Here is a 25,185-nt window from a genome sequence, read left to right on the forward strand (position 1 = left end):
CAATAGCGGTTTGGAACCACCTGATCCCATCTCGAACTCAGAAGTGAAACGAACATGCGCCGATGATAGTGTGAGGTCTCCTCATGCGAAAGTAGGTCATCGCCAGGGTTTTATTCCAGGAAAGCGGCTTTTTAGCCGCTTTTTTTTTGTCTTTTTATCATTAAATTCTGCGTTGAATGCCATCAGGCTTACCTGTATCCTTTGAACCTTTACTATTTTTAATAATGAACAATTCGATATAAAGAGGAATAACGATATGCCTAACCTTTTGAGTTTTCTCGGCGTTCCAGTACAACAGCAGAATTTAGTGAATGAACCCATTCTGTTGGAAGAACCATCTGAATTTAAGCCTCACGTGTTCCGAGTTGCTTTAGCAAATATTAAATCAGAAGAAGTGCTAGAAAAATATTTAGACAAGCAAGCTAAACTTTATCCGAATGAATATCGAGAGGCCATTCAAGCCTATTTTAAGGAAAAATTAGCTAATAGAACCGGTCTTATGCGGCATGTTAGTTTTTTTGACTCTGAAAATAGATCAACGCTAAATTTTGGAACAGTAGTTCAGGGATTTAAAGATTTAGGCTTTGAGCCTCTTTCTGCTTATTTGAATACTTTTATTGTTATAGGAGGGGCGATCGCTGGGACAAAAAAAATAGATCGTCCTGTTGAAGAGGCTCACAATTTAACGCACCCGAAATCTCATACTGCTGTATTTAACCAGAATGTAGATAATCTAAACCAGGATGTCCACGAAGCTCGGATGAGGAGCATGATAAAACAAATCATGAATGGTCGCGAAGTACTGGAACAAGAAGATATTGATAGTTTAGTGGAACAGTTGGGAAAAAAACGTTCTAAAACATGTACAGATGAACTTATACGAGCTCTTTTGAGACCGCTTCAGAGAGTCGCGTTTACTAACCTAATGAATTTGTGCGGTGGTGTTCTCACCGAACAAAATTTGAATGATTTTTTTAGGGGAACGCTGTTTTATGCTGTCGCGGAACCCTCGTCGATTGCTCATAGAGTAATGACTATGCGGTAAATTCAGGAATTTTATACTCTTATAATTCTAAACACTATTCAAAGTGTACTACTTAAAGAAATGCCAGGTATTCCTGGCTTGATTTTACCGTAATAGATTGATGTTTATTAGCTTACGAAGAGCAATCAGAACAGACTATTATTCACTATAGATTCCGATACCTCTAGGTCTTCGGAATCTATACTGGATTAGAAGCGTACTTTTATGGAGCACATATACCAGGCCTTTCGTACTCATCCACCGTACTGTCCAGTTGTTCTTCAGGATCTTCCGTTCTGCTGGTTATCCGTGAATAGAGTTGTTTAAAGTTAATTGTTTTTTGTATCGTATTTTCTGGGCTCTGAGTTGGGGTAATGTTTGATGAAGGACTTTCGTTCATTGTACCTATTAACTCTAAAGTTTCCTTGGTAAATTTACAATTTGTCCAAGCTTCAGCTGATGTAGATGATGGGTTTTCCTTAATGTTCGTTTTGATTATTTGTAGTTTTTCCCTATTGGAAGCATCTTGAGGAATGCAGTTTAAAAAATTTGAACGTAGAAACTGAAAATATTTACTGGCGTGTATTTTTTGATACTCATCGGTAAATTTTGCAACTGCAATCTCCTCTTGCAAAGAAGGTGTATTGGCCCAGGTTAAATTCACAGAATTATCATTTCTATTACTTAAGTAGTGTTCTGGATATGTATCACCTATTACTGCTACTTCCACATATGAAGAGAACATCCCATTAAAGCAGCAATCCTATCCTGTTCTATGGAAAATTTCGACCGCATTGAACAATGCATGATGATATTTCAACCATTCATCTAATTGTTGCACAGGGATTTGAAAAGAACGAAGAATATGTGGAAAATCCAGGCGGCCGCAATTTGGAAAAGATTGAGTCTCGTCTATCAATATTTGAAATAATCATAAAAGCTAATACTCTTGAAGACGCTTTTGATAAGATCGCAAGAAAATTTTCTTCTCCAGTTCAAGAGGCAGACAAGCAAATATCTAATTGATGAGTATACTCAATGCGTTATTATTTATTCGCCAGGTCATACCATATGAGGTTTTAAAGCAACTAAATCTGTTTGCTCTTCTGAGTTTTCCTCATTAACCTCAACTTGCGACCGTACTTTATCCATTTCATTTTGAAAATTTTTCTTAAAATCTTTAAACAATTGTTCAGTAGAAGATTCTATTGAAAATAATCTGCTGAAAAAATTAGGTTCTCTTTTCGTATATAAAGCTTCGGAATGAGACTTTTCGTGTTCTAAGACTTTTTTCAGGAGATCATTAGCACTTAGGTTATTTTCTCCCATAATATCTTTATATGTTGACTTTAAAGCCTCAAATTTATCATGAGTTTCTTTCGAATCAGGATTTAGCTTCGGAATTTCTTCCAATCTTTTATATAGTTTATTTAACGTGTCCAATTGTTGTGCTGAAAAATGTTCTTTGTTCACTGTAGGTGGTGGCGGCAAAATATAAAAACTATCTTTATTAGGTTGTCCTCCAACTAAGGTAGTTTCATATTTAGGTGATACAAAAAAATATTTCGATATATCCGTAGTAAATCCTAGGATTGCCTCAACGATGTTTAATGCAGTGGTTCGACACGTATTACTTACTTGAATATGCTGTACACCTTCACTTATTTTATCCTTATCCTTATCCTTATTCTTAACAGTAGAGCTAAAATCACATTCATTTAATTTTTTCCATTCAAAAGTTACATTATCTCCCTCTTCTTGAGTTGGGACGTAACTACGAATGGCTTCTTTATGGATAACTGTTGTTTCTGATGTACCAGCGTTATAAAGATCCATCATGCCTTTTTTAATGTTCGGATTTGCTATTTGCTTTTTTTCCACATCAGAAATTAAGCCCATAAAATCCTTGGCTTGATCATAATTTATAGAATAAGCTTGATATGACATGGGACGAACAGAATCTGGTTTCCTGGAAATACCCTCATCAACTAATCTTGATAAGGTGCCATCCCCAAGCGATTCTACAATCTTAGTCATTTGACTATCAGGGCCAACATCGTTTTGTTTTCCTACTCGTGTTAGGAGCTTAGGAGAACCATCTTTCATTACTCCTAGCATCATAAAACTGTGAATACCCTGTTTACCAATTGCAACAAAATACTCATCTTTCTTGGATAAGTTCAATTTTTCGTAAGTTAGTTCTGGCATGATCATCTCCGCAACATTTCTTTTAGGTAAGTTTTCTCACTTCCTAATTAAAAGTTTATCAAGCCAGGATTAGGTGAATGTGATTGAGCATGTTTAAATAACGTATAGGGTATGCATTTTTTTTAAGTTTGAGTCAAGAAATAACTGGAGTTTGGATAAACTAAAATAGTTACAAGACCGAACCCTGAACTATCAACACATTTCAGAAAAACCAATCGGTAATTCCTCCCATTTTTAACTGAGGCAAAAAATAGAAGATTAGGTAACAAATGCGAATTTTTGCCTTAGCGGAATCCCTCCAATAGCTTTGGGGTACGCATCAAAACACCCTTAAAAATATTCTTCAAATGATGAGGGTTGGTCACTGCCAAATCATAGTCGGTATTGAAATAGCTTTAATTACTTTTTTGTTACATAGATGCTGTTCTATTATCTACAAAGTAATTGATTACTACTTTTATACCATTTCTCCCACATTTATTAATTCAGCATAACACTACGGTATGACACATCAAATGAGTCATCTGCATTATGCTCAATATCACTTTTATGTTCCTTTTCTTGACTGAGCTTTCGTTCGAATGCTAATTGCTGTTTAAGATTCCGCTGAGACTCAATTTTTGGTGTTATATCCGGAAAGATATTATCGAAAACTTTCTTTGCACCAGGTTCTGATACTCTCTTTTCTAAGTAAGCTTTAAGCTCGAGACCATTATCTTGACCTATTCTTTTATCTAAATAGTTTTTGATTTCTTTAGACAGTTCAGGAAATACTTTATTGAACTGCTTTTCGTTTAATTTTTCAAATAATGAAATAATATCTTTGCTTGAATTCATATGTATTTTACTAAAATCTACTTTGGCAGCTAATGACTTGCATTGTGAAGATGATAAATGCTGCATCAAATCACCTAGTGCTGAACAGTTGAGTTCCATAGCATGGATGTCACCTTTCATTGTATTAAAAATTGCAGTCTGTTGCGAAGCTGAAAATGATTTATTCATAATAATGTTAAGATCATCAATGCTTTTAATTAATGTTTTAATCTCGTTAACTTTTAAAAGAGCTTCAATATGCTTGATAGGTAAAAAACGTAATACATCTCCAAGCTGGTTAGCATCCGTAATAACTTCATATACATTTTTAGGAATTTTATCAAAGGCACATGCTCTTGAAGTCTCAGACATTCGATAGAGTATCTCAATCATTTCATCGGCAGTTTTTGCTGTGCTGATGGTGACCATAGCTTGTTCCGGGGTTTTTAAAGAGGTCGGTTTATCATTAAAAGTTTCTGATTCATCCAAATATCGTGTTAAATCAGCATGAAAAATTATATTTTCTTTTAAAAATGAAGACATTAAGGTAGTTAACTCGCCATATTCACTACCTGATAATTCATTTTTTATTGATTTAAGATCATTTAAAACTATATTAACAAACGTTTGTTTTTGTTCTGGCGTAGCATTTTCTATAGGAAATGAATATAACTGTTCATATACTGCTTTTCTAAATTGATTCATAGCTTCCTGTTTTTTTTCATTGCCAGTTTTTCTAAATACATATTGATTAATATTTTCAAATTCGACTATGAACTCCCTAAGCGCTTTGCCTTTAGATGTTGTATCTCGTTCTACAGCTAATATCATTGATTCTTTATGATTAAATTGAGGTGCTAAATCTAAAGCATATAAAGCTTGCGCACTTTTGATACTAGAATCTTTTGATAGCTCCGTATGATGTGTAGTGACTAACTTAAAAAGTGCTGTCTTAAAGCGGGGTAACATTTCAATGCGTCCAATCGCACCAATATGATGCTTTTGCTGAATAATTTTTGGAGTAAAAGTCATTCTGTCATCTGCCTCACCATAACGTTTCGTGTTCTCAGATAAAACTCCGCCATGAATAAGGAAATCAAGTTGTTGATTCTCGGCTTTATAACTCATGTGTGAATGATGAGTTTTAGGTACGGTATAAATTGCTGATTTGCTCGATTCACTAAAAAATGGAGCCATTTGGCGGAAAAATTTATTATGGAAGGCATTTACATTATTTTTATAAGCTCCCAATATCACTTCAGCTTCGACTAAATTGGTACATTCACGTAAGTCGTGATTCTTATAAAACTCTGAGCTTGTTTTTTTTACATCATATTTACTATCACCCGGAACCGGATCTACGGCAAAAAGCCTAATAGGTTTCCCTAAATCATTTAAATGCCTTGCTACAGCAAACGTTGTTACTGCCCCACGACTAAATCCGGTTAAGCTGATATCTTCTACTGCTACCTTTTTATCTATAGAATCTTGTGGTTCGATAATAATCGCGTTTCCAAATTTCTCTTTTAATTCGGCTAAATCTAATTGACCAACGTCATCAAAAGAATCTCTTATTTTTCCGGCAACTGTATCTAAATTAGGATTGATATAACCGATGCCATTCGAAGCTCCGCCAATGGATTTATCATGACAACCATTGAAATACACTCTGATAACATTCTCGTTAAATTGTTCTTCTTCGAACGTGTCTCTATCACTCTGTGCAGTTCGACCGGTTCCCGCAAAAACAAACATAATTTTATTAGGCATTTTATTTTCCTCTAGAAAATAAATTGAAGAGTAGGAATCAACTCTCATAGTTCTATTTAACTATTTTTAAATGACGAGAATATGAATGCCTTTATTCAATATGCGTATAACCTATACACTTTTTTAGTGGGGATAAAAATTTAGTGTGCGCAAGAAATTCTTACTTATATTCAGTTCATTAATGGAATAAGGGGAAATGCAACCGGGAAGGAAATAAAGAAATTAAACTGTATTCAACTAGGTGTGATATATCTCAAGGTATCCTCTGATCCTAATCTATTCGGGCTTAATATATTGATCCAGCCTAACATGATCTGGTCAAGTAAAAATAGACAGCTAGTTAAAGAGGGGGCTGTTTATCTTTTCAAATTGTTTAGGACTCATGTAGTTTAATGTTGAATGTAACTGATTAGAGTTATAAAAATTTTCTATGTAATCAATTACATCATTTTTTGCATACTCATGCGATGAGTAGCATTTACCTTTGGTACGCTCTGTTTTGAGACTTCCAAAAAAACGCTCCATTACAGCATTATCCCAGCAATTCCCTTTACGGCTCATATTAACAGTAATCTGATGTTGTCCTAATAACTGTTGGTAATCTGAACTCGCATATTGACTTCCACGGTCAGAGTGATGCATTAGTTCACTAGTGGGGCAGCGCTTAGTTAAAGCCATTAAAAGGGCTTCCTTAATGAGTCCTTCTCGCATATTCTCTGCCAAAGACCACCCTACTATTCGCTGTGAAAATAAATCGAGAACAGCCGCTAGATATAAATAGCCTTCTTGCGTCCAAAGATAAGTAATATCCGCCATCTAAACACGATTAGGCTGGTTGACGTTAAATACTCTATTAAACTTGTTTTCCGCAATAGGAAAGTGATGTTTACTCTGCGTTGTAACCTTAAAGCGACGCCGTTTTTTACATTCAAGTCCCATTTCTTTCATTAAAGACCTGGTTTTATAGCGGCCTACGTTAAGACCTTTTGCTTTCAATGCTTTTGAGATGCGGCGACTTCCATAACTCTTGTCGGTTTGTTTATGAAGCGCTTTTATTTCAACATGTAATCGCATATCTCCATCCTGCTTGGGTAGCGAGCTCTTCTTTAGATAACGATAGTAACCACTTCGATTAACTCTCATCGCTACACATAATAAGTTAATCGGGTACACCTTACCATGCTCAGTAATAAATCGGTATCTTATTTCTGTTCTTGAGCAAAGAAGGTGGCTGCCTTTTTTAAAATTTCGCGCTCCATCCTGAGTTGAGTCACTTCCTTTCGCAACTTTTTTAATTCCTCTTGTTCTGCACTCAGTGGGGGTTTTGACGCAGGAATTTGCTTACTTTCTTTTACCCAGCGGTTGATATTTTTATCACTCACTCCTAGCCTTCTTCCTGTCACAGCTTGACTGTAGCCATGTTCCGTTACTAATTTTGCTGCCCTTCCTTAAATTCCTTTGTGTATTTTGTACTCATCTTTCCACCTTAATTAAGTAATTATCCTTTTAATCCCTATTAACTTCGGTGTCTACATTTATTAGACCACATCATTCTCGTCACCCTCCGCGAAGGCGGAGGGTCCATATAGGGTATTTCCGAGGCCCCAAAGCCATAAAAAATATTCATATCAGTACATTGCAACTAATAAAAAAGGGAACGTTATATTCATGAATTATAATGAGTCTCATTAAAAGGGTTTGGGTACACACGAATATTGCAGTTATGTGAATGACCAATTAAATGATAAAGAATGGACCCTCCGCCTTCGCGGAGGGTGACGGGGAATTGTAGAGGGTGATATGTAAAAAATGAGGATCGTTCAGAGATAAACCGCGGCACGTAGGCAGCAGGTAAACTGTCACCAGACCCTAGTCTGTATTTTTGTCTATTTGTTCCAATTTGTGACCATCAAGATGGCGTTGGTTGCGTTCATAGTCTTGTTGCTCTATCTGCTTTTCTTGTTTGGTCCTTCCGAACTTTATGCGATTTTCAGAAGACATTTTTTCTTTTTCCAATTTAATTTTAGCTTTTCTCTTTTTATTAAGATTAATGACGTCTGCCATGGCGCTCTCTATCAGATAAGGTTGTATATACTATAGCGCATAAAATCGGTGCACATCATTAAATTACACAAATACAGTAAAACTGAATTCTATGGTATATATTATATCCTGACTTAAGTTTGATTAACCTCATAAAAAGTTCTTACAAATAGAAAACGAATATAACCTTAAACTGGAAGTTAATGGCAAAATTAATTGGTTTTAAGCAGTATGTGACTTTAGGCCTATTCTTATTCTGTTGGTCAGTGCATGCCTCTTTTATTGAGCAAACACTCGGAGCAGCTGTAGTTAAGGACGCCACTGCCGTTTATTTTAATCCGGCGGCTTTAACTATTATTCCTCATCAGCAACTTATCCTTTTGGGCACATTGGCACGCGCACAATCTCAATTTACCGGGAGCGCTCAACAAGTACCGTTTGGTCTTACCGAGTACGGAACAGTCACGACAAAATCAAATTTTTCTTTACCTTCCATGTACGTCAGTTTTCCCATTAATGATAAATTCGCTGCCGGTTTTGCTATCGTAGCCAATGATTTTAATCGGGATCTGGATGATCATTCTGTTCTTCGCTACGTTCTGGCGCGTAATCAAACTAATGATGTGGATTTAGTACCGGGGATTGGCATTAAAATCAATGAATTCCTTTCTATAGGCGGTAATCTTAATATTACTCATGCCCACTTGATACAAGAGCCTGTTTCAGGGGTGACCCGTTTAAATATTCCTGACAGTCGAAGTCATAATAATAGTAAAGCAAATAGTTTAGGTGGTGATTTGGGGATTTTGATTCAACTGAGTAAAAGTACCACTTTGGGTTTTAATTATCGCAGTGCTGTTACTTATCATTTTCATGGCACCAGTACAATTACCAGTCCGCAGTTTATTGCTTCGGATGATTTTCATTTTAAATTCTGGACTCCAGCGAGAAGTGTTATCTCACTTAGTCATTTTCTAAATGAAAAACTTGGTTTTATAGGAACCATTCAATACCTCCAATGGGATATATTTAAAGAGGCTTATATTTATAATTTTGCAACGCAATCGGGACGTCGAGCCTTTATTGTCCCCCAGGCTCGTATAGACTATAACTTTCACAACAGTTGGCTTTTGACCTTGGGTACTATTTATAATATGTCGTCAAAATGGAAAGTCAGAGTAGCGGGAACTTATAATCAGTCCCCATCAAATGGGATGTTTCAGATAGGTACTGGCGATAGTTTGACTGTTGGTTCTTCTATGGGGTATCAACTGCTGGAAAATCTAACCATAGATTTCAGTTATGGCCATGCTTTTTACCAGAAGGAAATTATTAATATCAGAACAGCGCAGAATATCATAACTGGTGTCTATCATGGTACTCATGACGCTGTTTCCTTAAAACTCACATTAACTGCCTGATAAATTGGGATTTAATGATTCATAATCCCTTTTCAGGATTATTTTTTACTTTTTACTATACTCATGGCCGTCGCAACTAATCCTCCCAGATCTGCCAGGTTGCCCGGGAGTATGAGCGTATTGCCCTCTTTGGCTACTCGAGCAAAAGCGTCTACATATTGTTCAGCCACTTTGAAATTAACTGCCTCCATACCACCGGTTGATTGTATGGCCTGCGCAATTTGTTGAATGGCTTGTGCATTAGCCGAAGCTACTGCTTTAATGGCCTCAGCCTCACCTTGTGCGCGGTTAATTGCAGATTGTTTCTCACCTTCTGATCTCTGAATAAATGCTTCTCGTTCACCGGTAGCAATGTTAATTTGCTCCTGCTTGCGACCCTCGGAGGCTGCGATTAGGGCGCGTTTCTCTCGTTCTGCAGTAATCTGTGCCTGCATGGCATGTATAATTTCCTTGGGCGGGGTTAAATCTTTAATTTCGTAACGTAATACTTTCACTCCCCAGCTCGTAGCAGCCTCATCAAGGGCGGCAACGACAGCGGCATTAATGTGTTCTCGTTCTTCGAATGTTTTATCCAGTTCCATTTTTCCTATCACCGATCGCAATGTGGTTTGAGCGAGCTGAGTAATCGCCAACACGTAATCACTGGTGCCATAAGATGCAAGTTTGGGGTCAGTCACCTGAAAATATAATATACCGTCCACTTGTAATTGTGTGTTGTCCTTAGTGATGCAAATCTGGCTGGGAACATCCAGAGGGACTTCCTTGAGCATATGTTTGTAGGCGACTCTGTCGATAAACGGGATGACGACATTCAATCCGGGTAATAAGGCCGCATGAAACCTCCCCAGTCGTTCAATTATCCAGGAATTTTGTTGTGGCACAACCTTGAGTGCCGTAACGATAAAAATAACGGCTACAATCAAAATCAACAATGCAATTTCCATAACGCCTCCATACAGTTAATCAGTAAGTCAAATCGGTTTTCGATTTGTTAATATAAGAACAGAACCTCGTATATCCTTTATACAAAAGCTACCCTCATGCCCAATCTCTTTTGTTTCCAGTTCTGCATTCCATTCGGTACCGCGATAAAAGACACGTGCTGTGCCATCATCTCGCCAGGTTAACACTTCTACTGGCTGACCGATGTCCAGGCTTAGAGCCGATGCATCAGAAGTATGTTCGCTCTTCCAGCGGCGCAACAAAACGATACCTGCGATACTCGCCAATCCTGCCAGTGTCAGTTGTGCCGAAAACGCCATACCTATCAGAGCGAAGATACCACCAACAGCCATCGCAATCGCTACGATTAATAAATAAAACGTTCCAGTTGCCATCTCCAGCCCAAGTAGAATCAAAGCCAGCAAAAACCAATAGATATATAATGTCATGGCGTTCCCCAGAAATAACTTAAGCTTGCTCAATCATCATCGCATCGTCAGAGCTAAAAAAATGATCGTCAATATACACGTTAATTTCATAAGACCTTTGGTCGGCAACCTATTGAAAAGGGTCATAACTGTTGTATTAAATGACGAAATGAGCTCCCCAGGTTTATAATTAATACAGTTCCATTGTATCAAGTTCATTAGTCATCCTTAAGTACGACATTAGCATTATTATAGATTAATTTATATGGATACTAGACCAGGCCATCGGGGTAATCCAGGTGATTTATGTTTTTATGCTCTGATAATCAAACTTTAAGTACAGTCTTGCCCCGCAATATGATTATGAGCCCTGACTTTTTTTTGCTATAACGTCGAATATATCCCAGTTAACTGATTCACCATTCCCTCCTGCCTGTTTATAATAACGATGCAGAAAGTACCTAATTTCAAATCCATTTGAAGTTAAAATACTTTTTAATTCATCCTGGCTTATGCCATAAGCTTTGCCATTCTTTACAAAGGTATGTTTATTACCAAAAAAGTTAACGGCAAACAGTGCATCCGGCTTCATATGTTGACTGATTTTTTTGATGAGATAGGGCAGATTATTTTTATCACCAAAAGGTAAGGAAAAAAAGGATAACACAAAATCATATTTTCCACTTAACGTAGCGTTTTCAAACTCTGACAATTGAAAATTAAATGAACCATTAATGAAGTTCATTCGCTCATTAATTATCTTACCTGCTCGTTTCGACGTATCAACGCAGGTAACATCCCAGCCTAATGAAGCAAGATTAAGAGCGACATCGCCAGCCCCGGATCCTAAATCAAGAGCTCTATATTTTGCTTTGTTCTGAAATGAACTGCTCATTACCTGGGTATAGAGATAGTAAATGTTCCTGCCAACTGAACCATCGAGATACTCTTCCCAGTTATCTTGATATTGACTTGCAAAAGAACTCGTTCCCATGGTTATAAGCAATAGATATACTATTGCAGGCATTATCAGTGTGCACTTATTCATCGATATGGATCTCCCTGTTCTTAATGAAGAAAACGTGACTGATCTATTAATGAGTGTTGTATGTAGGTTGGCTCCAATGTCTGGTTCTTCACACACTCCAAGTATTTACTCTAAGTCTCTACGCCATTGCGAGAGAAATCCATTAGCAGGTCATTTACACACAAGCCATGATGAGTCCATCGGTCAAATGTCAATCATTTATGCTCATCATGTGAAGACAGATGATTGTAACAAGATTAACAACCCCTCATCAAACTTAAACACATACAACGACATTGAATTCAAGCCCAGTAAGGACTGTACTAGAATGTACTGATGTATTGTCAATATACCGTGTTTTATACGGGATGCTCTATTTGTATTTGAATCCCTTGTGTCGAAAGTGGCATTTAGTGAGACTCTATCCAATATAACTTTATAGATGGATTTATATTGAATTTAAGATAAATGTGAAGAATCATTATTGATTATTTGATGTAAATGCTTATCTTGGTTCTTGGATTAGGGTATTATTAGGATTTGTTATTTATTGAACAGTTATACTTTGTCCAATTTTGATTTTGTAAAGGATTGTTATTTTAGATGTTAGTGTTCAGAGTGATACAGCTTACACAGGAATTAGGAGCGTCAGGTACATTAATTCCCTGTGATACCCGATTAAATCAATCCATCATAGCTCAGTTTAAAAATAGAGAACAAGCGGCTACTATTAGTCCTGCAGATGTCCAGTTTTTATTGAAATCTTATAAAGAACGCTGGAACAGTGTAATTGATACTGAAGATGATTATACCTTGAACTGCCAAGGGATAAATCAGATATGGATCAGTTTTGCCCAGGAATTAGCTGAGTTTACCGGCATGCATCTTTATCAGGTATTGATTCCTTCTATAACCAACCTCAAAGATTTCAATAATTTAACTTTTTTAACTGAAACAACCCGAATGGAAAACTTTTATGTAGGGCATGGAGGAAAAACTCTGTACCGTAAGAGAGGGTTTTGTGAGCATTTATTAAATAATGGATTAAGACTGTCTACTTATCGGGATATCTCAAATACTAAATTAAATTTGGTAACCATAGACGAGCTAAGCAGACTGAAATCGTGTAAACAGACTAATGGTGATTTTAAAATCGGCAGTGAAGTTTTTGTAAACTTCTGGGATTTTATGAATAGAAAAGTTTTTCCTCATCTTTTGGATAGGGGGGAAATGCCTTTTGAGTTATTGCCGCGTTTATTAAGCTTGGTAGAACACTATTTTAACTTGAAATGTGCCGGGGCAGACTATGCGATTTTTAAAAAGGCTGCCAAAGAGTTTTTTAAGCTCGTATCACACGGTGATTTAAATAATATTAATTATTTTTATGGACAACACATTTCCTTTCAATCGCGAGACTATTATTTACTGGACTTTTTAATCGCTATAAACATGTCTCGTAGTTATGATTTGGATAATTTGCTTAATGCATTGTTGTTATGGTTATATAGCATTAATCCAGCATTGAAGAGCTGTCTTGGTGCTTTGAAATCTGTATACAGTTCCTTGCCTGATCAGCAGTCCAGCAGTAGCAGCAGTCAGACGGTAGCATCCTCTTCTGTACCTTATAATGAACAGTTGCATCAATGTTACTGCTTAATCGTATCCTTGATGACTACTGCTTTTGAAATGTGGCCTTTTACCGGCGGGACAATCAGTTTATGGGATCTGAACAATTATGTTTTTCCCCAAGCAAAGGAAATTTATCAGTATTTTTTACCTGCACTAAGTGAAAACAGGGAGCATGATTTAGAGGACATCTATTTATTGGTGAAGGAACAATTTTTTGCGCCGGTTCCTGTAAAAATGGGTATATTTTCGTGGATTTCACATTTTTATTCTACAACACGATGGTATGAGTGTGTAGGACAAGGAAGGCTGGATAAGCTGGATATATTTTGGTATGAACCCGAATTATTGCTCCATGCCTTATTGCATTTTAAGCCAACCAGCTCTGTTATAACGCCGCATATTAATCAATTTCTTGATGATTTAGTCCAGACTTATGCGCAAAATTGCAATGATTTATTAAAACGCTTCCGTGTGAATATCCTTTTTACTCATTTATTGAAGAAATTCGATCCTCAGGATAAAGCCAGTTTGAGAATGTTACTGGAGTTGTATGACTTAACTAAAACCAGGATTATTTTTCTGGATAATTGTGCTAATTATATTGGAAACAGATTAATTCAAATTAATTTGAACCAGCCAGGACGCTCACTTTTGTTTTATGCTTTTGTTAGCAGGGCAGATAATTCAAAGGTAACCATTTCAATGACAGGTTTAAAACTGGTCAGTAGTATTATAGATGCTTTTAAAGAAGCGTTACATTCACCTAGCCTAAGCTTGAGTGAGATCTCACGTCAATCGATGTTTTCGTATCTGAGAAATCTGGGGCGTCCTATTTTAACGGTTGGAGAACTCGAGGTGGCTAGAAATAGTGCTGTGTGTTTGGATTATTTGGGTTCTCCAACGTAATCTGCTTTATAAAGTTAATTATTTATAGTGCAAAGCCACAGCCATTATTTAAAGTAATTGAGGGCAAGGAACGGATTTTCCAGACAGAGTCATTATTCAGTTTGTTTCTTTTGACAGTACTTTAGCAATAGGCTTATTGAACACTTGTTATATAGTATAACTAACGCCAATTTATAGATAATAACGTCAGCACTCCTCTGGATTAATACCGATTTCAGTTAATTTTATCAAACCAACCGTTTATGAACACAAATCACTCCTGGTGTTATCAAAACGCCCTCTTTGTTAATATTTAGTTAATAAAAAGTCATTACAATACAAATTAGTATTAATAAAGTAACAAAGGGTGAATTATGTACAGTAAATCTGAACCAAAAACAGGTGGCGCGGCTGAGACTCCATCAGCGACACCAGCACAAGGATTTGCGTCAAATTCAAAACCAACTTTTTCATTTTTGCCACCAGCTCAAATGATGTATCAAAAAAGTTGGGATTTGGCAAACTTTACTACAGTGGCTTTTTTTACCAGTGCCAGTATTGTTGCAACACAAGGTCCAATTAAAGCCATGTTACTGAGTCAAGCTAAAAATGGTACGTTAATCCCTCCATTTTCTGGTGGTGTGTTCGGTTTGCTAGGAGCATTATATCGAGGAACTAGCGCGTCACTTTCAGGCTCAGCAGTAAGGACTGCGTATGTAACCGGTGCAAAGGGCTCAAAGCCCATAGAAGAAGGGTTGATTAGAGAAGAAGGATTTACGAAGGAAGAAAAGGCGCTTGTTGAAGAAAGTAAGCCTTCTAAATTAACAAACCTTGCTCATGTAATGTCGTTGGCTGCAGGTGAGGTGGTGATAACGCAAATACCTGAGTCACTCTCACAATTGAAAAAGGTGCCTGGCCTTCTTCCGGATGATTTTAAATGGAAAACTATTCATAACTCGAGCAGATTGTTGGCAGGTGGGTTTACTCCAAGGTATGCCTCTGGGGTTATTAACTTTGCTTCCTTATGCTTGCTTGAAGATCAAATAGCGAAGAAATTACCAATACACGATGAGCGTATGCTGCATTTTACTGCTGGTGCTTTAAGTGGCGTATTTGCTGCTGGACTGACGTTTCCATTAGCTGCATTTAAGGATGCTTTAGCGGTTAGGTCGACTGTTGTAGATGGAAAATTATATAATAAAAGTGCATTTAGCCTGGTTAAAGAATTCTATTTTAGCTTTAATGAGGATCCCAAGCTTGTTCTAAAAGACTTCGGTAAGAGTGCTGCAAAACAATTACCACTTCGAATGGGGCTTACTGCGGTAATCTTTTCGCTGGTTGCTGGGATTGGTAAAGTCATGGGTCCTGAACCTCTCGAAAGTGTTGTTCCGAAAAAATATCAGCCTAAATCAGTGTTTGATACACCTCAAAGCTTCTTTAGCTCAGCGAAGACAGACAGTCGAGTTGTAGACAGTGAACCTACAAATGATGCTCTGGATATCCCCGTGCAGAATGGACCCAAATAATAGCACCCCTTTTTATTTTTAATAAAAAGGGGTATAATGGACAATTATTGTGTATTATGCTCATTATAATGATAGGCATGGGCGGTCGCAACCAAGCGGATACACTACTATAAGGAATGTCGATGATGATGCGAATTTTTGGTTCCCTTGCTAAACCAGCTAAGGAAGTTTTAGTAAGTACTACAACAACTGTTGGGGCTGGAATATTAGGTACTGCGTTTTTTAGTGCAGCCCAATCAGTGATGGGTGAGCCCAAGAAGCCTGGCGCATCGAGTCAACCTTCAGGTGCTGCTGAATTCCAAGAAACCCCTTGTGCAGGGCCTGAATCAGAACGAAAATATCAATTAAGTCCAGGGATGTAGGTTATTCACCTCATAGCAGAATCATTTAATTAAATGCATAGTGTACACTATGCATTTTTTTTATTGTTACACTTTATTTATGGCGATAAGCACTCTGACTTGAAGCGTGTTGAACTCCATTCAGTATTTGTTCTTGCTAAATTGAGTACAGAGTTTTATGAAGTTTTCATACCGTTTCATAGATACTGCTCCATTCTTTACTGCTTCAATTATGGCGCAGTGCGGGGTATCTATATGGGTACAATTTCGAAATTTGCAAAGTGACAAGAATGGTTTAAATTCAGTATATCCCTGAGCAAGCAGAGAAGTATCTATATCCCAGAGACTAAATTCTCTAACTCCTGGCGAATCGATTAAGGCACCACCACTCGGTAAATGATAGTAGCGAGAGTTGCTTGTGGTATGTCGTCCTAATTCACTACCGTCAGAAAGTTCATTAGTCGCAATGTTTTCTTCATGAGGAAGAATTCTTGAAATTATCGAAGATTTACCTACTCCTGATTGCCCTACAAAAACATTAATCTGATGGTTCAGGCTTTGTTTAAGCTGTTCAAACCCTATGACGTCGTTGTTATGAGTCATAATTATAGGATAACCTAAGGCTTGATAATCATTGATTACTTGCGATCTCAGATCATCACAGGGGAGATCGGTTTTATTCAGCACAATAACCGCGTGAAGATGGAGGAGCTCGGCCATGATGAGGTAACTGTCGAGCAATGGCCAACTGATTTCCGGTTTAGGAGCAATAACAATGATGAGTTGCGTGATATTTGCTGCCACAGGTTTTTTCAAACCGGCGCTGGTTGGTCTTGCCAGGATACTACCTCTGGGATACAGGCTGACTACTACGCCCTGTTTAACTCCTTCTGTTTGCCAGACAACGCGATCACCAGCAACCAAAGTATCTAGATTGGGTCTGATTGAGCAGCGAATTCGATTGCCCTGGTTGTCTTCAATTTCTACATGCCTGCTGAATCGAGTAATAACGAGGCCATCAGCCAAAGAGTCAGGATTGTTTTCTTTTGCCTCTTGATAATTCTGCTGTATTTTTTCTATGCGTACTGATTGTTGTTTATTGATTCGTCTTTTACTCATGGTGTCGATCTATACTATAATTGTTTCGTTTATTAATGATACAGTATGAAGGTAAATCATATTTAATGAAAGTCTACTTGGTGGGTGGTGCCGTTCGGGATCAATTATTGGGTATTCCGGTTAAGGAACGTGATTGGGTTGTTGTTGGTTCAACTCCGGAACAATTGCTAAAAAAGAAGTTTAGACAGGTGGGTCGTGATTTTCCAGTGTTTTTACATCCACAAACCAATGAAGAATATGCTTTGGCAAGAACAGAACGAAAATCTGCTCCGGGATATTATGGTTTTGACTGTGATTTTAGTACCTCGGTCACCCTTGAAGAGGATTTAGCTCGTCGTGATTTAACCATTAATGCGATGGCAATGGATGAACTGGGCAACTTAATTGATCCTTATAATGGACAACAGGATATCAATAACAAAATATTACGCCATGTTTCGCCTGCTTTCATAGAGGATCCGGTACGAGTTCTCAGAGTCGCCCGTTTTGCTTCCCGATTTCATAGTCTTGGTTTTACCCTGGCCAATGAAACGCGATCGTTAATGTATGCGATGGTTAAACGAGGTGAATTATCTCATTTGGTTCCAGAACGTGTCTGGCAGGAATTTCAAAGGAGCCTGGAAGAAAAGAATCCTGAACAGTTTATTACTACCTTGCGTTCGTGTGGTGCTCTGGGAGTGATTCTTCCTGAAATTAACTCATTATTTGGGGTGCCCAATCCTTATCACCACCACCCGGAAATAGACAGCGGTGTTCATAGTTTATTAGTCTTGCAATCTGCTGTAGCTTTAAGCCCTGATCCTATTATTCGTTTTGCGGCCTTAGTGCATGATTTAGGTAAAGTAATGACGCCAATACGCGAATGGCCAAAACATTATAGACATGAAGACTCTGGGGTGGCTGTTATAGAAGCTTTGTGTATGCGATTGCGAATACCCAATGATTATCGTGTTCTGGCTGCTCTTGTCTCAAGATTTCATTTGACCATTCATCGCATATTTGAATTGCGTGCCAATACCATAGTGGATCTATTGGAACGTACAGATGCCTTTCGAAGACCTCATTTGTTTCATAATGTACTTATCGCGTGCCAGGCTGATGCAGAAGGACGTGGAAGACCAGTAGACTATAAGCCAATGGAATTATGGTCTAAAATTTTATCCGAATGTGTTAAAGTAAACCCCAAAGAATTAATAGCGCAAGGTTATGAAGGAAAAGCCATCAAGGAGGCTCTGCATGTACGTCGCGTAGCCTGTGTAAAACAATTACTAAATTCCTGGAAATGAAATGAAAAATAATCAAAATTTAATATGGATAGATTTGGAAATGACAGGGTTGGAGCCTGAGCAGGATAGAATTATAGAAATGGCCACTATCGTTACTGATCCTCACCTGAATATTTTAGCCGAAGGACCTGTTATTGCTGTATCACAACCTAAATCGTTAATTGATGGAATGGATGCCTGGAATACGAAGCAACATAATCAGTCTGGATTGGTTAAACGGGTATTGGAAAGTCAAATTGGTGAAGCTCAGGCAGAACAATTGACCATCGATTTTTTGAAACAATATCTGGATAAAGGTAAATCACCTATGTGTGGGAATAGTATTTGCCAGGATAGACGATTTTTATATAAATATATGCCTGAACTCGCTGCTTTTTTTCACTATCGAAATCTGGATGTAAGCACTTTAAAGGAACTGGTTATTCGTTGGAGACCAGAGTTATTGAGTGGATTGGTTAAAGAATCCAAACATCTTGCTTTAGACGATATTAAAGATTCAATTAACGAGTTAGCGTATTATCGTCAGCATTTCATCAACTTGCCGGAAGTAACAAAATGATACAAAGAGAACGACTGGAGCTGCCTAATGGCGCGAATAAATTATTATTACATTCCTGCTGCGCGCCATGCTCTGGAGAGGTAATGGAAGCATTGGTCTTTTCAGAAATTGAATTTGCCATATATTTTTATAATCCCAATATTCATCCGGTACAAGAATATGAAATCAGGAAACAGGAAAATATAAAATTTGCTGAAAAGCATAATATTCCTTTTATCGATGCTGATTATGATAAAGATAACTGGTTTGAGCGGGCCAAGGGATTAGAATGGGAGCCTGAGCGTGGTAAACGATGCACCATGTGTTTTGATATGCGTTTTGAACGAACTGCTTTATATGCACATGAGCATGGGTTTCCAGTTATTTGCAGTTCATTGGGAATATCGCGTTGGAAAGATATGAACCAAATTAACGACTGTGGTGTTCGTGCAGCAAGTCATTATCCGGAGCTGGTGTATTGGACTTATAATTGGAGAAAAAATGGCGGATCTGAACGCATGTATGAGATCGCCAAACGGGAAGAGTTTTATAAACAGGAGTATTGTGGATGTGTGTATTCATTAAGAGACACCAATGCCTGGCGAAAACAGAAAACTCGTGACAGAATTAAAATAGGGATTAATTATTATACCGATGAGCAGCAACAATAAGGAACATTATGAGTAAGCATTCGCATGAGGGATCAGATAACCATCATGACCATCATGGTCATAGTCACGGTGAGGTAACGTATAATAAGTCCTTTTTAATTGCGATTATTGCGAATAGTGTCTTTGTGGTTCTACAGATTGTCTATGCTTATATAGCCAATTCGACCAGTTTATTAGCCGATGCGTTTCATAACTTAGGTGACGTTCTGGGTTTGATTCTGGCTTGGATTGCTATAGGTTTAATGAGTCTTAAACCGACAAAAAAAGCAACTTATGGTTTGAAGAAAACGTCCATATTGGCCGCTTTGGTTAACGGTGGGTTACTGATTTTTACTTGTGGGATAATTGCCACTGAGGCAGTGTATAAATTAATGTCTCCTACGGAAATCCAAGCGGTGTCCGTAATGATTGTTGCGGGGATTGGAATTATTGTAAATGGTACTACTGCCTTATTATTTTTGCGCGGATCCGATGATCTCAACATACGAGGGGCTTATTTGCATTTGTTTTATGATGCTCTGGTTTCTGTTGGTGTGGTTTTTTCTGCTGCATTATTGTATTGGACTGGCTGGTTGTGGATAGATCCGGTGGTGGGCATATTGATTGCTCTCGTGATTCTAAAAGGAACCTGGTCGTTATTTGCGGATAGTTTCAGATTAATTATTGACGGAGTTCCCAGAGCGATTTCCTGGGCTGCTGTAAGCGAGTTCCTGATTTCCTGGCCAGGGGTTCAGAGTATTCATGATTTGCATATCTGGGCTATGAGTACTAAAGAAAATGCTTTGTCAGTACATCTCTATATGCCTAATGATTTTCTAAGTGACGAATCTCGAGCAGAAATGGTTGAGCAGTTGAGAAAACAATTCGGGATTCAACATGTGACGATTCAGACTGAAAAGACGGAAAAGGATTGTAATGATGCCTGTCATTCACCAATGTCCTGGATTTAATGGATTAAGGACTTACAAAATTTCCAAATCTTTTCGTTAAAAGGAATTGAGCGTAAGTCATGAGATTGTTTCTTGATACGCTAGTTTTGGTAACCGACTTGAATTTGAATGTCATTATTGAGATTTGTATTATCGATAAATCGATTGATAGTTCTGTATCCTCATAACCTCCTCCTTTTGAGCATTGCCATTAAGTTAAGTGGTTATTGTGAATTGACTATTTTCGTAGCCTGTATTAGCGAAGCGTAATACGGGGAGGGAAATAATGGAGTTTGAGGCCACTTAAATCCTGTATGACGCTTTGCTAATACTGGCTACTCTGGCTGGATCGTCATAACCTCCCTGTTTTGAGGAGGTTGCCTACTAAGGCTTATTTATCGCTAATGCCAATCCCTTTCTGAAACTCTGACATGCCAGAAAAGAGTCGTTCAGTTTTTCATAAAGTTTACCCAGTTCATTGTAAGCTGATGGAGTTGGGTTCAATTCATTAGATTGTTCCAGATATTGTTTCGCTTTTCCCCACAAATGTTGGGCCATACAGAGTCGACCTAAACATAAATACAAGGGAGCTGAATGAGGATTTTTTTTAAGTAATGATTCAGCAAAGGATAATTGATGTTCATCATTATAAAACAAACCATAGAGCTCAATGAGATGAGAATCAAATTCTTTGCGAAGACAGCGTCTTAATAATGCTTCTGCCTGGGCATAGTCTTGCTTTCCGTATAAGTAGCGGACATATTCAGTAACTATCTCGGAATTATAAGATAAAGATTTGGGGAGCGAATTAAAAAGATTGGATACCGCTTCGGATTGATGTTGTTTGGTTAAATCTATTATTGCTTGCTGATAGGTGTTTTTTTGTAATTGATCAAAAGCACTATCGGAAATCACATGATTTTTTTTTAAATCGGGTAAAAGTGCTATTAATTGAGGCCAATCCCGGACTTCTTCATACAGGTTCATCAACAATTTCAAAACATAGGGGTGGCGAGGCGCCAGGTCTTGTAGATGTCGTAGCGTTGCTAATGCTTGCTCCCATTGATGATTTGCAAGCTGCAGCTGTGCTTGGGTTAACTCCACCGCAATTTTAGCTTCTGGCATTGATTGTTGGGCTTCTCGTAAATAATGGTCTCGTAATTGACTGTCTCCCATTTTTTGCGCGGCTCGGGCAGCAGTTAAATAATTAAGCAGAGGAGTGTCTGTATTAGGTAAGGCCTGGATTAAATGATTTTTTGCTTTTTGCCAGTAGCCTTCGCTGTATTCAATTAATCCTTTCCGGGTTGTCGCTTGGGCTTTTTGAGCTAACCGTCGGGTATTCCATTTGCTCAGGGCTCCGGGGGTTCTTGCTATTTTATGACAAAATTGTAAAAAAATATGCAGTATCATAAATAAGAAAAGCAGACCAAATAGTGTTACCCATAAAGTAGTTTCGATAGTCCAGTGATTAATTGCAATTAATACATAGCCAGGATCGTAATTGAGTTGAATTCCCAGATATACCGAACCTAATAAGATTATAAAAGCAACGAGAATTCGTATCATTATCAGTTCACTCCTTTCTCGCTGTTATTTATTGGATTGTCATGTGATTCATTACTTTCAATGATCTGATTAAGCTGGGGCAGGGCAGAACCTGTAACTGGTTTTTCCTGTATTATTTTAACGTGCTGTAATTCTGTTATTTGATTTAACAAAGCAGCCGTATCTTGCGCTTTTTCATCAAAAATTCTTTTGATGTTATTACTGGCTTGTGTTAGTGCAAATTGATATACAGTCGGATTGTTATTCAGTATTGCCCATTGCGCTTCCTGGAGATTCAGTCGAATGTTCTCTTTTAATGCGGATTCGAACAAGGGGGACATAAGTGGTTTGATGTTTTCATCGGTGCGGCGGACAATAACCACTTGTTCTAATAATTTGAGACTGTTTTTTAACCGTGCTTTCCAGGTTGAGGAATCAGATGATTGAGACAACTCCGTCTGGCCTGTTACTTTATTTCGTTCTAGTGGTGATTGGACGGTCAGATTGCTGACACTGAGTTGTGCCGCATCCAGCTGGCTGAGTAATCCTGGAATATCAACAGTTGGTACTGCCTTTAACTGGGCAATCTCTTTAGCGATTACTTGTCGAATATCAAAAATCTGAGGGGTGTTTAATTGACTTAACAGTTTATCGGCTTGCTGAAGCAGGGAGATCGATGCGTTATAATTATCGCTCCAGTGAGTATTGATTTGCGCTAATTCCAGGTAATATCGTGCTTTGAGAAGGAGCCAGTCCTGATTTTGATACAGGCGTTGTTTCATGGCAATTTGCAGTTCTTTATTTAAGCCATCAATTCGGATTTGCAAGTTGTTGTGTGCTTGTTGTATTTTATTTTCTTTCTCAGTAAATTGATCCTGGATGTTGGATTGATTTTGCTCTAAATCTTCAACTTGGCTCATCAGGGTCTTATTTTCATCTACTAAATGCGTTTGTAATCTTTTATTGATCTGATTGTTATAAAGATTAATAACAATAGCGACAATGGCAATAATCAGGGCAGTACTTGATAGTAATGAATTGTTTTTGTGAGTGGTCAAATTATCGTGCTCTTGTACTGGCTTATCAGGCTCACTCTCTGAGTTATGGAGTACTTGAGTAGCTTCTTTTTTTTCTTCTTCATTGCTATTTGCCATGGATTAATCCTTGATAATAATCAAACAATGTACTCATCATCCTGTCAGGATGGCTAATTATAATCTTTGTAATACCACTTAATGCCGCTGAGTTAGCAAGTCGCTCACTAAGAACAATAGCGGGTTTGTTTTTCAGCCAGTCATGTGCCTCTTTGCAGAACATCTTAAAAAGGTTATGCATGGACTGTTCACTTGTTAACAGTATAATATCCACTAAATCCTCGCGCCATAACGAATTGATCAATTGATGATGAACTTCGGGCATTACTCGTTTGTATACTGCCAGGCTGCATAAATTGGCTCCCTTTTCTATTAGAGTTTGTTCAATAAGCGGCCTTCCTCCTTCCCCCTTAAATAATAGCACGGTTTGATTTTTTAATTGTTGTAAACAATGAAGTGCTAACAAATGTTCGCTATCAGGCACATCCGGAATGTCATTGATTTCAATATGAAACTTACTCAGCTCTTTTGCGCTTCCCTTGCCAATTGCGATGACGTTAATATGTTTTGGCCACGCGATATTATGACGGAATAATTGAGTAAAACAATAATGCACCGCGTTAGCGCTGATAAATATAGCCTGACTCACGTTTTTTAAGTTGGGTAATGAGTTTATCCATGGAACTTCCGATTCAACGATTTCTAGAGTAGGACATGCAATGGCTATTCCACCGGCTTCAGTAATTGCGCTATTGAGCGCGTAGGCCTGTTTTTGGGGTCGAGTATTCAAGACGCGAAGCCCATGCAGTGACTGACTCATTCTGACAGAGTATCCAGTAATTTTGCCGCTCCTCTGTTTAAGAGATTTTGACTGCATTGCATGGCTAATTGATGTGCCTGTTCCATTGTTCCTGTTTGAGTATCGTCGATGAACAGAGAGCCAATCGGATTTAAAATCTTTGCTTTCAACTGCAGTTGGCTGTCGGAGATCATTTTACAAAAAACAGCTAACGGTACATGACAATTACCACCGAGTTGAGCATTGACAGTTCGCTCAGTGTGAACACAAAGTGAGGAAACCGGATCATTTAAAATGCCAATTATCTTTTGAATGTCCTGATCATCGGATCGGCATTCAATACACAAAGCGCCTTGACCGCACGCGGGTAACATGATGTCGTCTGATAACAGCTCGGTAATGGATTGTTCTAGTCCCATACGCTCAAGGCCGGCTGCTGCCAGGATAATGGCATCATATTCACCTGCTTCGAGTTTGGCAAGTCGGGTATTAATATTTCCACGTAAGGTTTTGATCTGAAGATCGGGTCTGTATGCTAGTAACTGCGATTGACGTCTAAGGCTTGAAGTTCCCACAATTGCGTTTAGAGGAAGCTCATCACAATGAGTGAATTTCGTACTGACCAGGGCATCATAGGGATTGTGTCTTTTACAAATCGCAGCCAGGCTAAGTCCAGAGGGTAGTTCAGCGGGCATGTCCTTTGTAGAATGGACTGCAAAATCCGCTCTCTTATCCAGTAATGCCTCTTCAAGTTCTTTAACAAATAAACCTTTCCCTCCGGCCACTAATAATTTATCTTTAAGAAATTTGTCGCCTGAGGTTACCATGGGCAGTAATTCGATAGTTAAAGATGGCCATTGTTTTAATAGAGTCTCTCTGACATGGTTTGCTTGCCATAACGCCAGTGGACTTTGACGTGTAGCGATTCGAATGGTTTTTGGCTTCATGGATTATCAGATGCTTGGAAAATAAGCGTTGATAATAGCATTGATTCTTGCTTTCTGCTAAGGGAATGGAGTTAAGTAAGTCTAGAGTTCTAGCAAGACTGGATTGAAGGGTTTATCACGATTAGGCAAGAAGTTCTGCCAGGATAAATGATGATTAATAGCATTGAACCTGGGTTTATTGACGACTCCGATTAAGT

General features: G+C 38.1%; 24 protein-coding genes, 1 rRNA gene and 1 pseudogene. 11 read left to right on the top strand and 15 right to left on the bottom strand.

Annotated elements, in window-relative coordinates:
- Positions 1 to 108 (top strand): 5S ribosomal RNA (rrf, locus tag IZU94_RS11750); the annotation flags it as partial.
- A 148-nt stretch (positions 109 to 256) separates the two neighbouring features.
- Positions 257 to 1,045, top strand: coding sequence for a caleosin family protein (locus IZU94_RS11755; protein ID WP_203110842.1), 789 nt, complete (start codon positions 257 to 259; stop codon positions 1,043 to 1,045).
- A 202-nt stretch (positions 1,046 to 1,247) separates the two neighbouring features.
- Here IZU94_RS11755 and IZU94_RS11760 read toward each other — a convergent pair whose 3' ends face one another.
- The gene (locus IZU94_RS11760) at positions 1,248 to 1,769 is read right to left on the bottom strand and encodes a hypothetical protein (protein ID WP_203110844.1); all 522 of its coding nucleotides are present in this window, start codon (positions 1,767 to 1,769) and stop codon (positions 1,248 to 1,250) included.
- Between the two features lie 56 nt (positions 1,770 to 1,825).
- Here IZU94_RS11760 and IZU94_RS11765 point away from each other — a divergent pair, with 56 nt between their 5' ends.
- Positions 1,826 to 2,050 (top strand): hypothetical protein, encoded by a 225-nt coding sequence (locus tag IZU94_RS11765; protein ID WP_203110846.1) that lies wholly within the window; start codon positions 1,826 to 1,828, stop codon positions 2,048 to 2,050.
- Between the two features lie 36 nt (positions 2,051 to 2,086).
- Here the strand turns inward: IZU94_RS11765 and IZU94_RS11770 are convergent, their stop codons facing one another.
- The 6 genes and pseudogenes from IZU94_RS11770 to IZU94_RS11795 all read right to left on the bottom strand — a co-directional run bounded on the left by IZU94_RS11770 (position 2,087) and on the right by IZU94_RS11795 (position 7,882).
- On the bottom strand, positions 2,087 to 3,232 hold the full coding sequence (locus IZU94_RS11770; protein ID WP_203110848.1) for a hypothetical protein: 1,146 nt from the start codon (positions 3,230 to 3,232) through the stop codon (positions 2,087 to 2,089).
- Between the two features lie 480 nt (positions 3,233 to 3,712).
- Positions 3,713 to 5,818 (bottom strand): hypothetical protein, encoded by a 2,106-nt coding sequence (locus IZU94_RS11775; protein WP_203110851.1) that lies wholly within the window; start codon positions 5,816 to 5,818, stop codon positions 3,713 to 3,715.
- Positions 5,819 to 6,154: 336 nt separating this feature from the next.
- Positions 6,155 to 6,634 (bottom strand): IS3 family transposase, encoded by a 480-nt coding sequence (locus tag IZU94_RS11780; protein WP_203110853.1) that lies wholly within the window; start codon positions 6,632 to 6,634, stop codon positions 6,155 to 6,157.
- A complete protein-coding gene (locus IZU94_RS11785; protein ID WP_203110855.1) occupies positions 6,635 to 6,961 on the bottom strand; it encodes an IS3 family transposase in 327 nt (108 codons plus the stop codon).
- Positions 6,962 to 7,020: 59 nt separating this feature from the next.
- Positions 7,021 to 7,251, bottom strand: a pseudogene (locus IZU94_RS11790) (transposase); the annotation flags it as partial.
- Positions 7,252 to 7,687: 436 nt separating this feature from the next.
- Complete coding sequence (locus tag IZU94_RS11795; protein WP_203110857.1) at positions 7,688 to 7,882, bottom strand: DUF4169 family protein; 195 nt, start codon at positions 7,880 to 7,882, stop codon at positions 7,688 to 7,690.
- Between the two features lie 182 nt (positions 7,883 to 8,064).
- Here IZU94_RS11795 and IZU94_RS11800 point away from each other — a divergent pair, with 182 nt between their 5' ends.
- Positions 8,065 to 9,282, top strand: coding sequence for an OmpP1/FadL family transporter (locus IZU94_RS11800; protein ID WP_203110859.1), 1,218 nt, complete (start codon positions 8,065 to 8,067; stop codon positions 9,280 to 9,282).
- Between the two features lie 38 nt (positions 9,283 to 9,320).
- Here IZU94_RS11800 and IZU94_RS11805 read toward each other — a convergent pair whose 3' ends face one another.
- The 3 genes from IZU94_RS11805 to IZU94_RS11815 all read right to left on the bottom strand — a co-directional run bounded on the left by IZU94_RS11805 (position 9,321) and on the right by IZU94_RS11815 (position 11,700).
- On the bottom strand, positions 9,321 to 10,226 hold the full coding sequence (locus IZU94_RS11805; RefSeq protein WP_203110861.1) for an SPFH domain-containing protein: 906 nt from the start codon (positions 10,224 to 10,226) through the stop codon (positions 9,321 to 9,323).
- Positions 10,227 to 10,253: 27 nt separating this feature from the next.
- Entirely contained in the window at positions 10,254 to 10,673 is a 420-nt protein-coding gene (locus tag IZU94_RS11810) for an NfeD family protein (RefSeq protein WP_203110863.1), read from the bottom strand.
- A 340-nt stretch (positions 10,674 to 11,013) separates the two neighbouring features.
- Positions 11,014 to 11,700, bottom strand: a complete 687-nt coding sequence (locus IZU94_RS11815) for a class I SAM-dependent DNA methyltransferase (protein WP_203110865.1) — start codon at positions 11,698 to 11,700, stop codon at positions 11,014 to 11,016.
- Positions 11,701 to 12,297: 597 nt separating this feature from the next.
- On the opposite strand from IZU94_RS11815, the gene IZU94_RS11820 reads away from it, so the two are divergent.
- The 3 genes from IZU94_RS11820 to IZU94_RS11830 all read left to right on the top strand — a co-directional run bounded on the left by IZU94_RS11820 (position 12,298) and on the right by IZU94_RS11830 (position 16,081).
- A complete protein-coding gene (locus IZU94_RS11820; RefSeq protein ID WP_203110867.1) occupies positions 12,298 to 14,214 on the top strand; it encodes a hypothetical protein in 1,917 nt (638 codons plus the stop codon).
- Positions 14,215 to 14,567: 353 nt separating this feature from the next.
- Positions 14,568 to 15,719 carry a hypothetical protein gene (locus IZU94_RS11825; RefSeq protein WP_203110869.1) on the top strand — a complete coding sequence of 384 codons (1,152 nt, stop codon included), beginning with the start codon at positions 14,568 to 14,570 and terminating at the stop codon, positions 15,717 to 15,719.
- Positions 15,720 to 15,841: 122 nt separating this feature from the next.
- Complete coding sequence (locus tag IZU94_RS11830) at positions 15,842 to 16,081, top strand: hypothetical protein (RefSeq protein ID WP_203110871.1); 240 nt, start codon at positions 15,842 to 15,844, stop codon at positions 16,079 to 16,081.
- Positions 16,082 to 16,201: 120 nt separating this feature from the next.
- Here IZU94_RS11830 and rsgA read toward each other — a convergent pair whose 3' ends face one another.
- Positions 16,202 to 17,179, bottom strand: a complete 978-nt coding sequence (gene rsgA, locus IZU94_RS11835; protein WP_203110874.1) for a small ribosomal subunit biogenesis GTPase RsgA — start codon at positions 17,177 to 17,179, stop codon at positions 16,202 to 16,204.
- Between the two features lie 65 nt (positions 17,180 to 17,244).
- On the opposite strand from rsgA, the gene IZU94_RS11840 reads away from it, so the two are divergent.
- From IZU94_RS11840 to IZU94_RS11855, 4 genes are read left to right on the top strand one after another with little or no spacing between them, the layout of a single operon-like run.
- Positions 17,245 to 18,465 carry a multifunctional CCA addition/repair protein gene (locus IZU94_RS11840; RefSeq protein WP_203110876.1) on the top strand — a complete coding sequence of 407 codons (1,221 nt, stop codon included), beginning with the start codon at positions 17,245 to 17,247 and terminating at the stop codon, positions 18,463 to 18,465.
- A 1-nt stretch (position 18,466) separates the two neighbouring features.
- Positions 18,467 to 19,024: an oligoribonuclease gene (gene orn, locus IZU94_RS11845; RefSeq protein WP_203110878.1), complete on the top strand. Its 558-nt coding sequence runs from the start codon at positions 18,467 to 18,469 to the stop codon at positions 19,022 to 19,024.
- A complete protein-coding gene (locus IZU94_RS11850; protein WP_058472848.1) occupies positions 19,021 to 19,674 on the top strand; it encodes an epoxyqueuosine reductase QueH in 654 nt (217 codons plus the stop codon). The genes orn and IZU94_RS11850 overlap by 4 nt, the downstream gene beginning before the upstream one ends.
- An 8-nt stretch (positions 19,675 to 19,682) precedes the next feature.
- Positions 19,683 to 20,624, top strand: coding sequence for a cation diffusion facilitator family transporter (locus IZU94_RS11855; protein ID WP_203110880.1), 942 nt, complete (start codon positions 19,683 to 19,685; stop codon positions 20,622 to 20,624).
- A gap of 363 nt (positions 20,625 to 20,987) precedes the next feature.
- Here the strand turns inward: IZU94_RS11855 and IZU94_RS11860 are convergent, their stop codons facing one another.
- The 4 genes from IZU94_RS11860 to hemC are packed head-to-tail and all read right to left on the bottom strand — an operon-like array spanning position 20,988 to position 24,988.
- Positions 20,988 to 22,169: a heme biosynthesis HemY N-terminal domain-containing protein gene (locus tag IZU94_RS11860; protein WP_203110882.1), complete on the bottom strand. Its 1,182-nt coding sequence runs from the start codon at positions 22,167 to 22,169 to the stop codon at positions 20,988 to 20,990.
- 2 nt (positions 22,170 to 22,171) lie between these two features.
- A complete protein-coding gene (locus IZU94_RS11865) occupies positions 22,172 to 23,302 on the bottom strand; it encodes a uroporphyrinogen-III C-methyltransferase (protein WP_203110883.1) in 1,131 nt (376 codons plus the stop codon).
- Positions 23,292 to 24,062, bottom strand: a complete 771-nt coding sequence (locus tag IZU94_RS11870) for a uroporphyrinogen-III synthase (protein WP_203110884.1) — start codon at positions 24,060 to 24,062, stop codon at positions 23,292 to 23,294. Before IZU94_RS11870 ends, IZU94_RS11865 begins: the two co-directional genes overlap by 11 nt.
- On the bottom strand, positions 24,059 to 24,988 hold the full coding sequence (hemC, locus tag IZU94_RS11875) for a hydroxymethylbilane synthase (RefSeq protein ID WP_203110885.1): 930 nt from the start codon (positions 24,986 to 24,988) through the stop codon (positions 24,059 to 24,061). Before hemC ends, IZU94_RS11870 begins: the two co-directional genes overlap by 4 nt.
- Between the last annotated feature and the right edge of the window lie 197 nt (positions 24,989 to 25,185).

The organism is Legionella bononiensis, assembly GCF_016786215.1.
Classification (GTDB): Bacteria; Pseudomonadota; Gammaproteobacteria; order Legionellales; family Legionellaceae; genus Legionella; species Legionella bononiensis.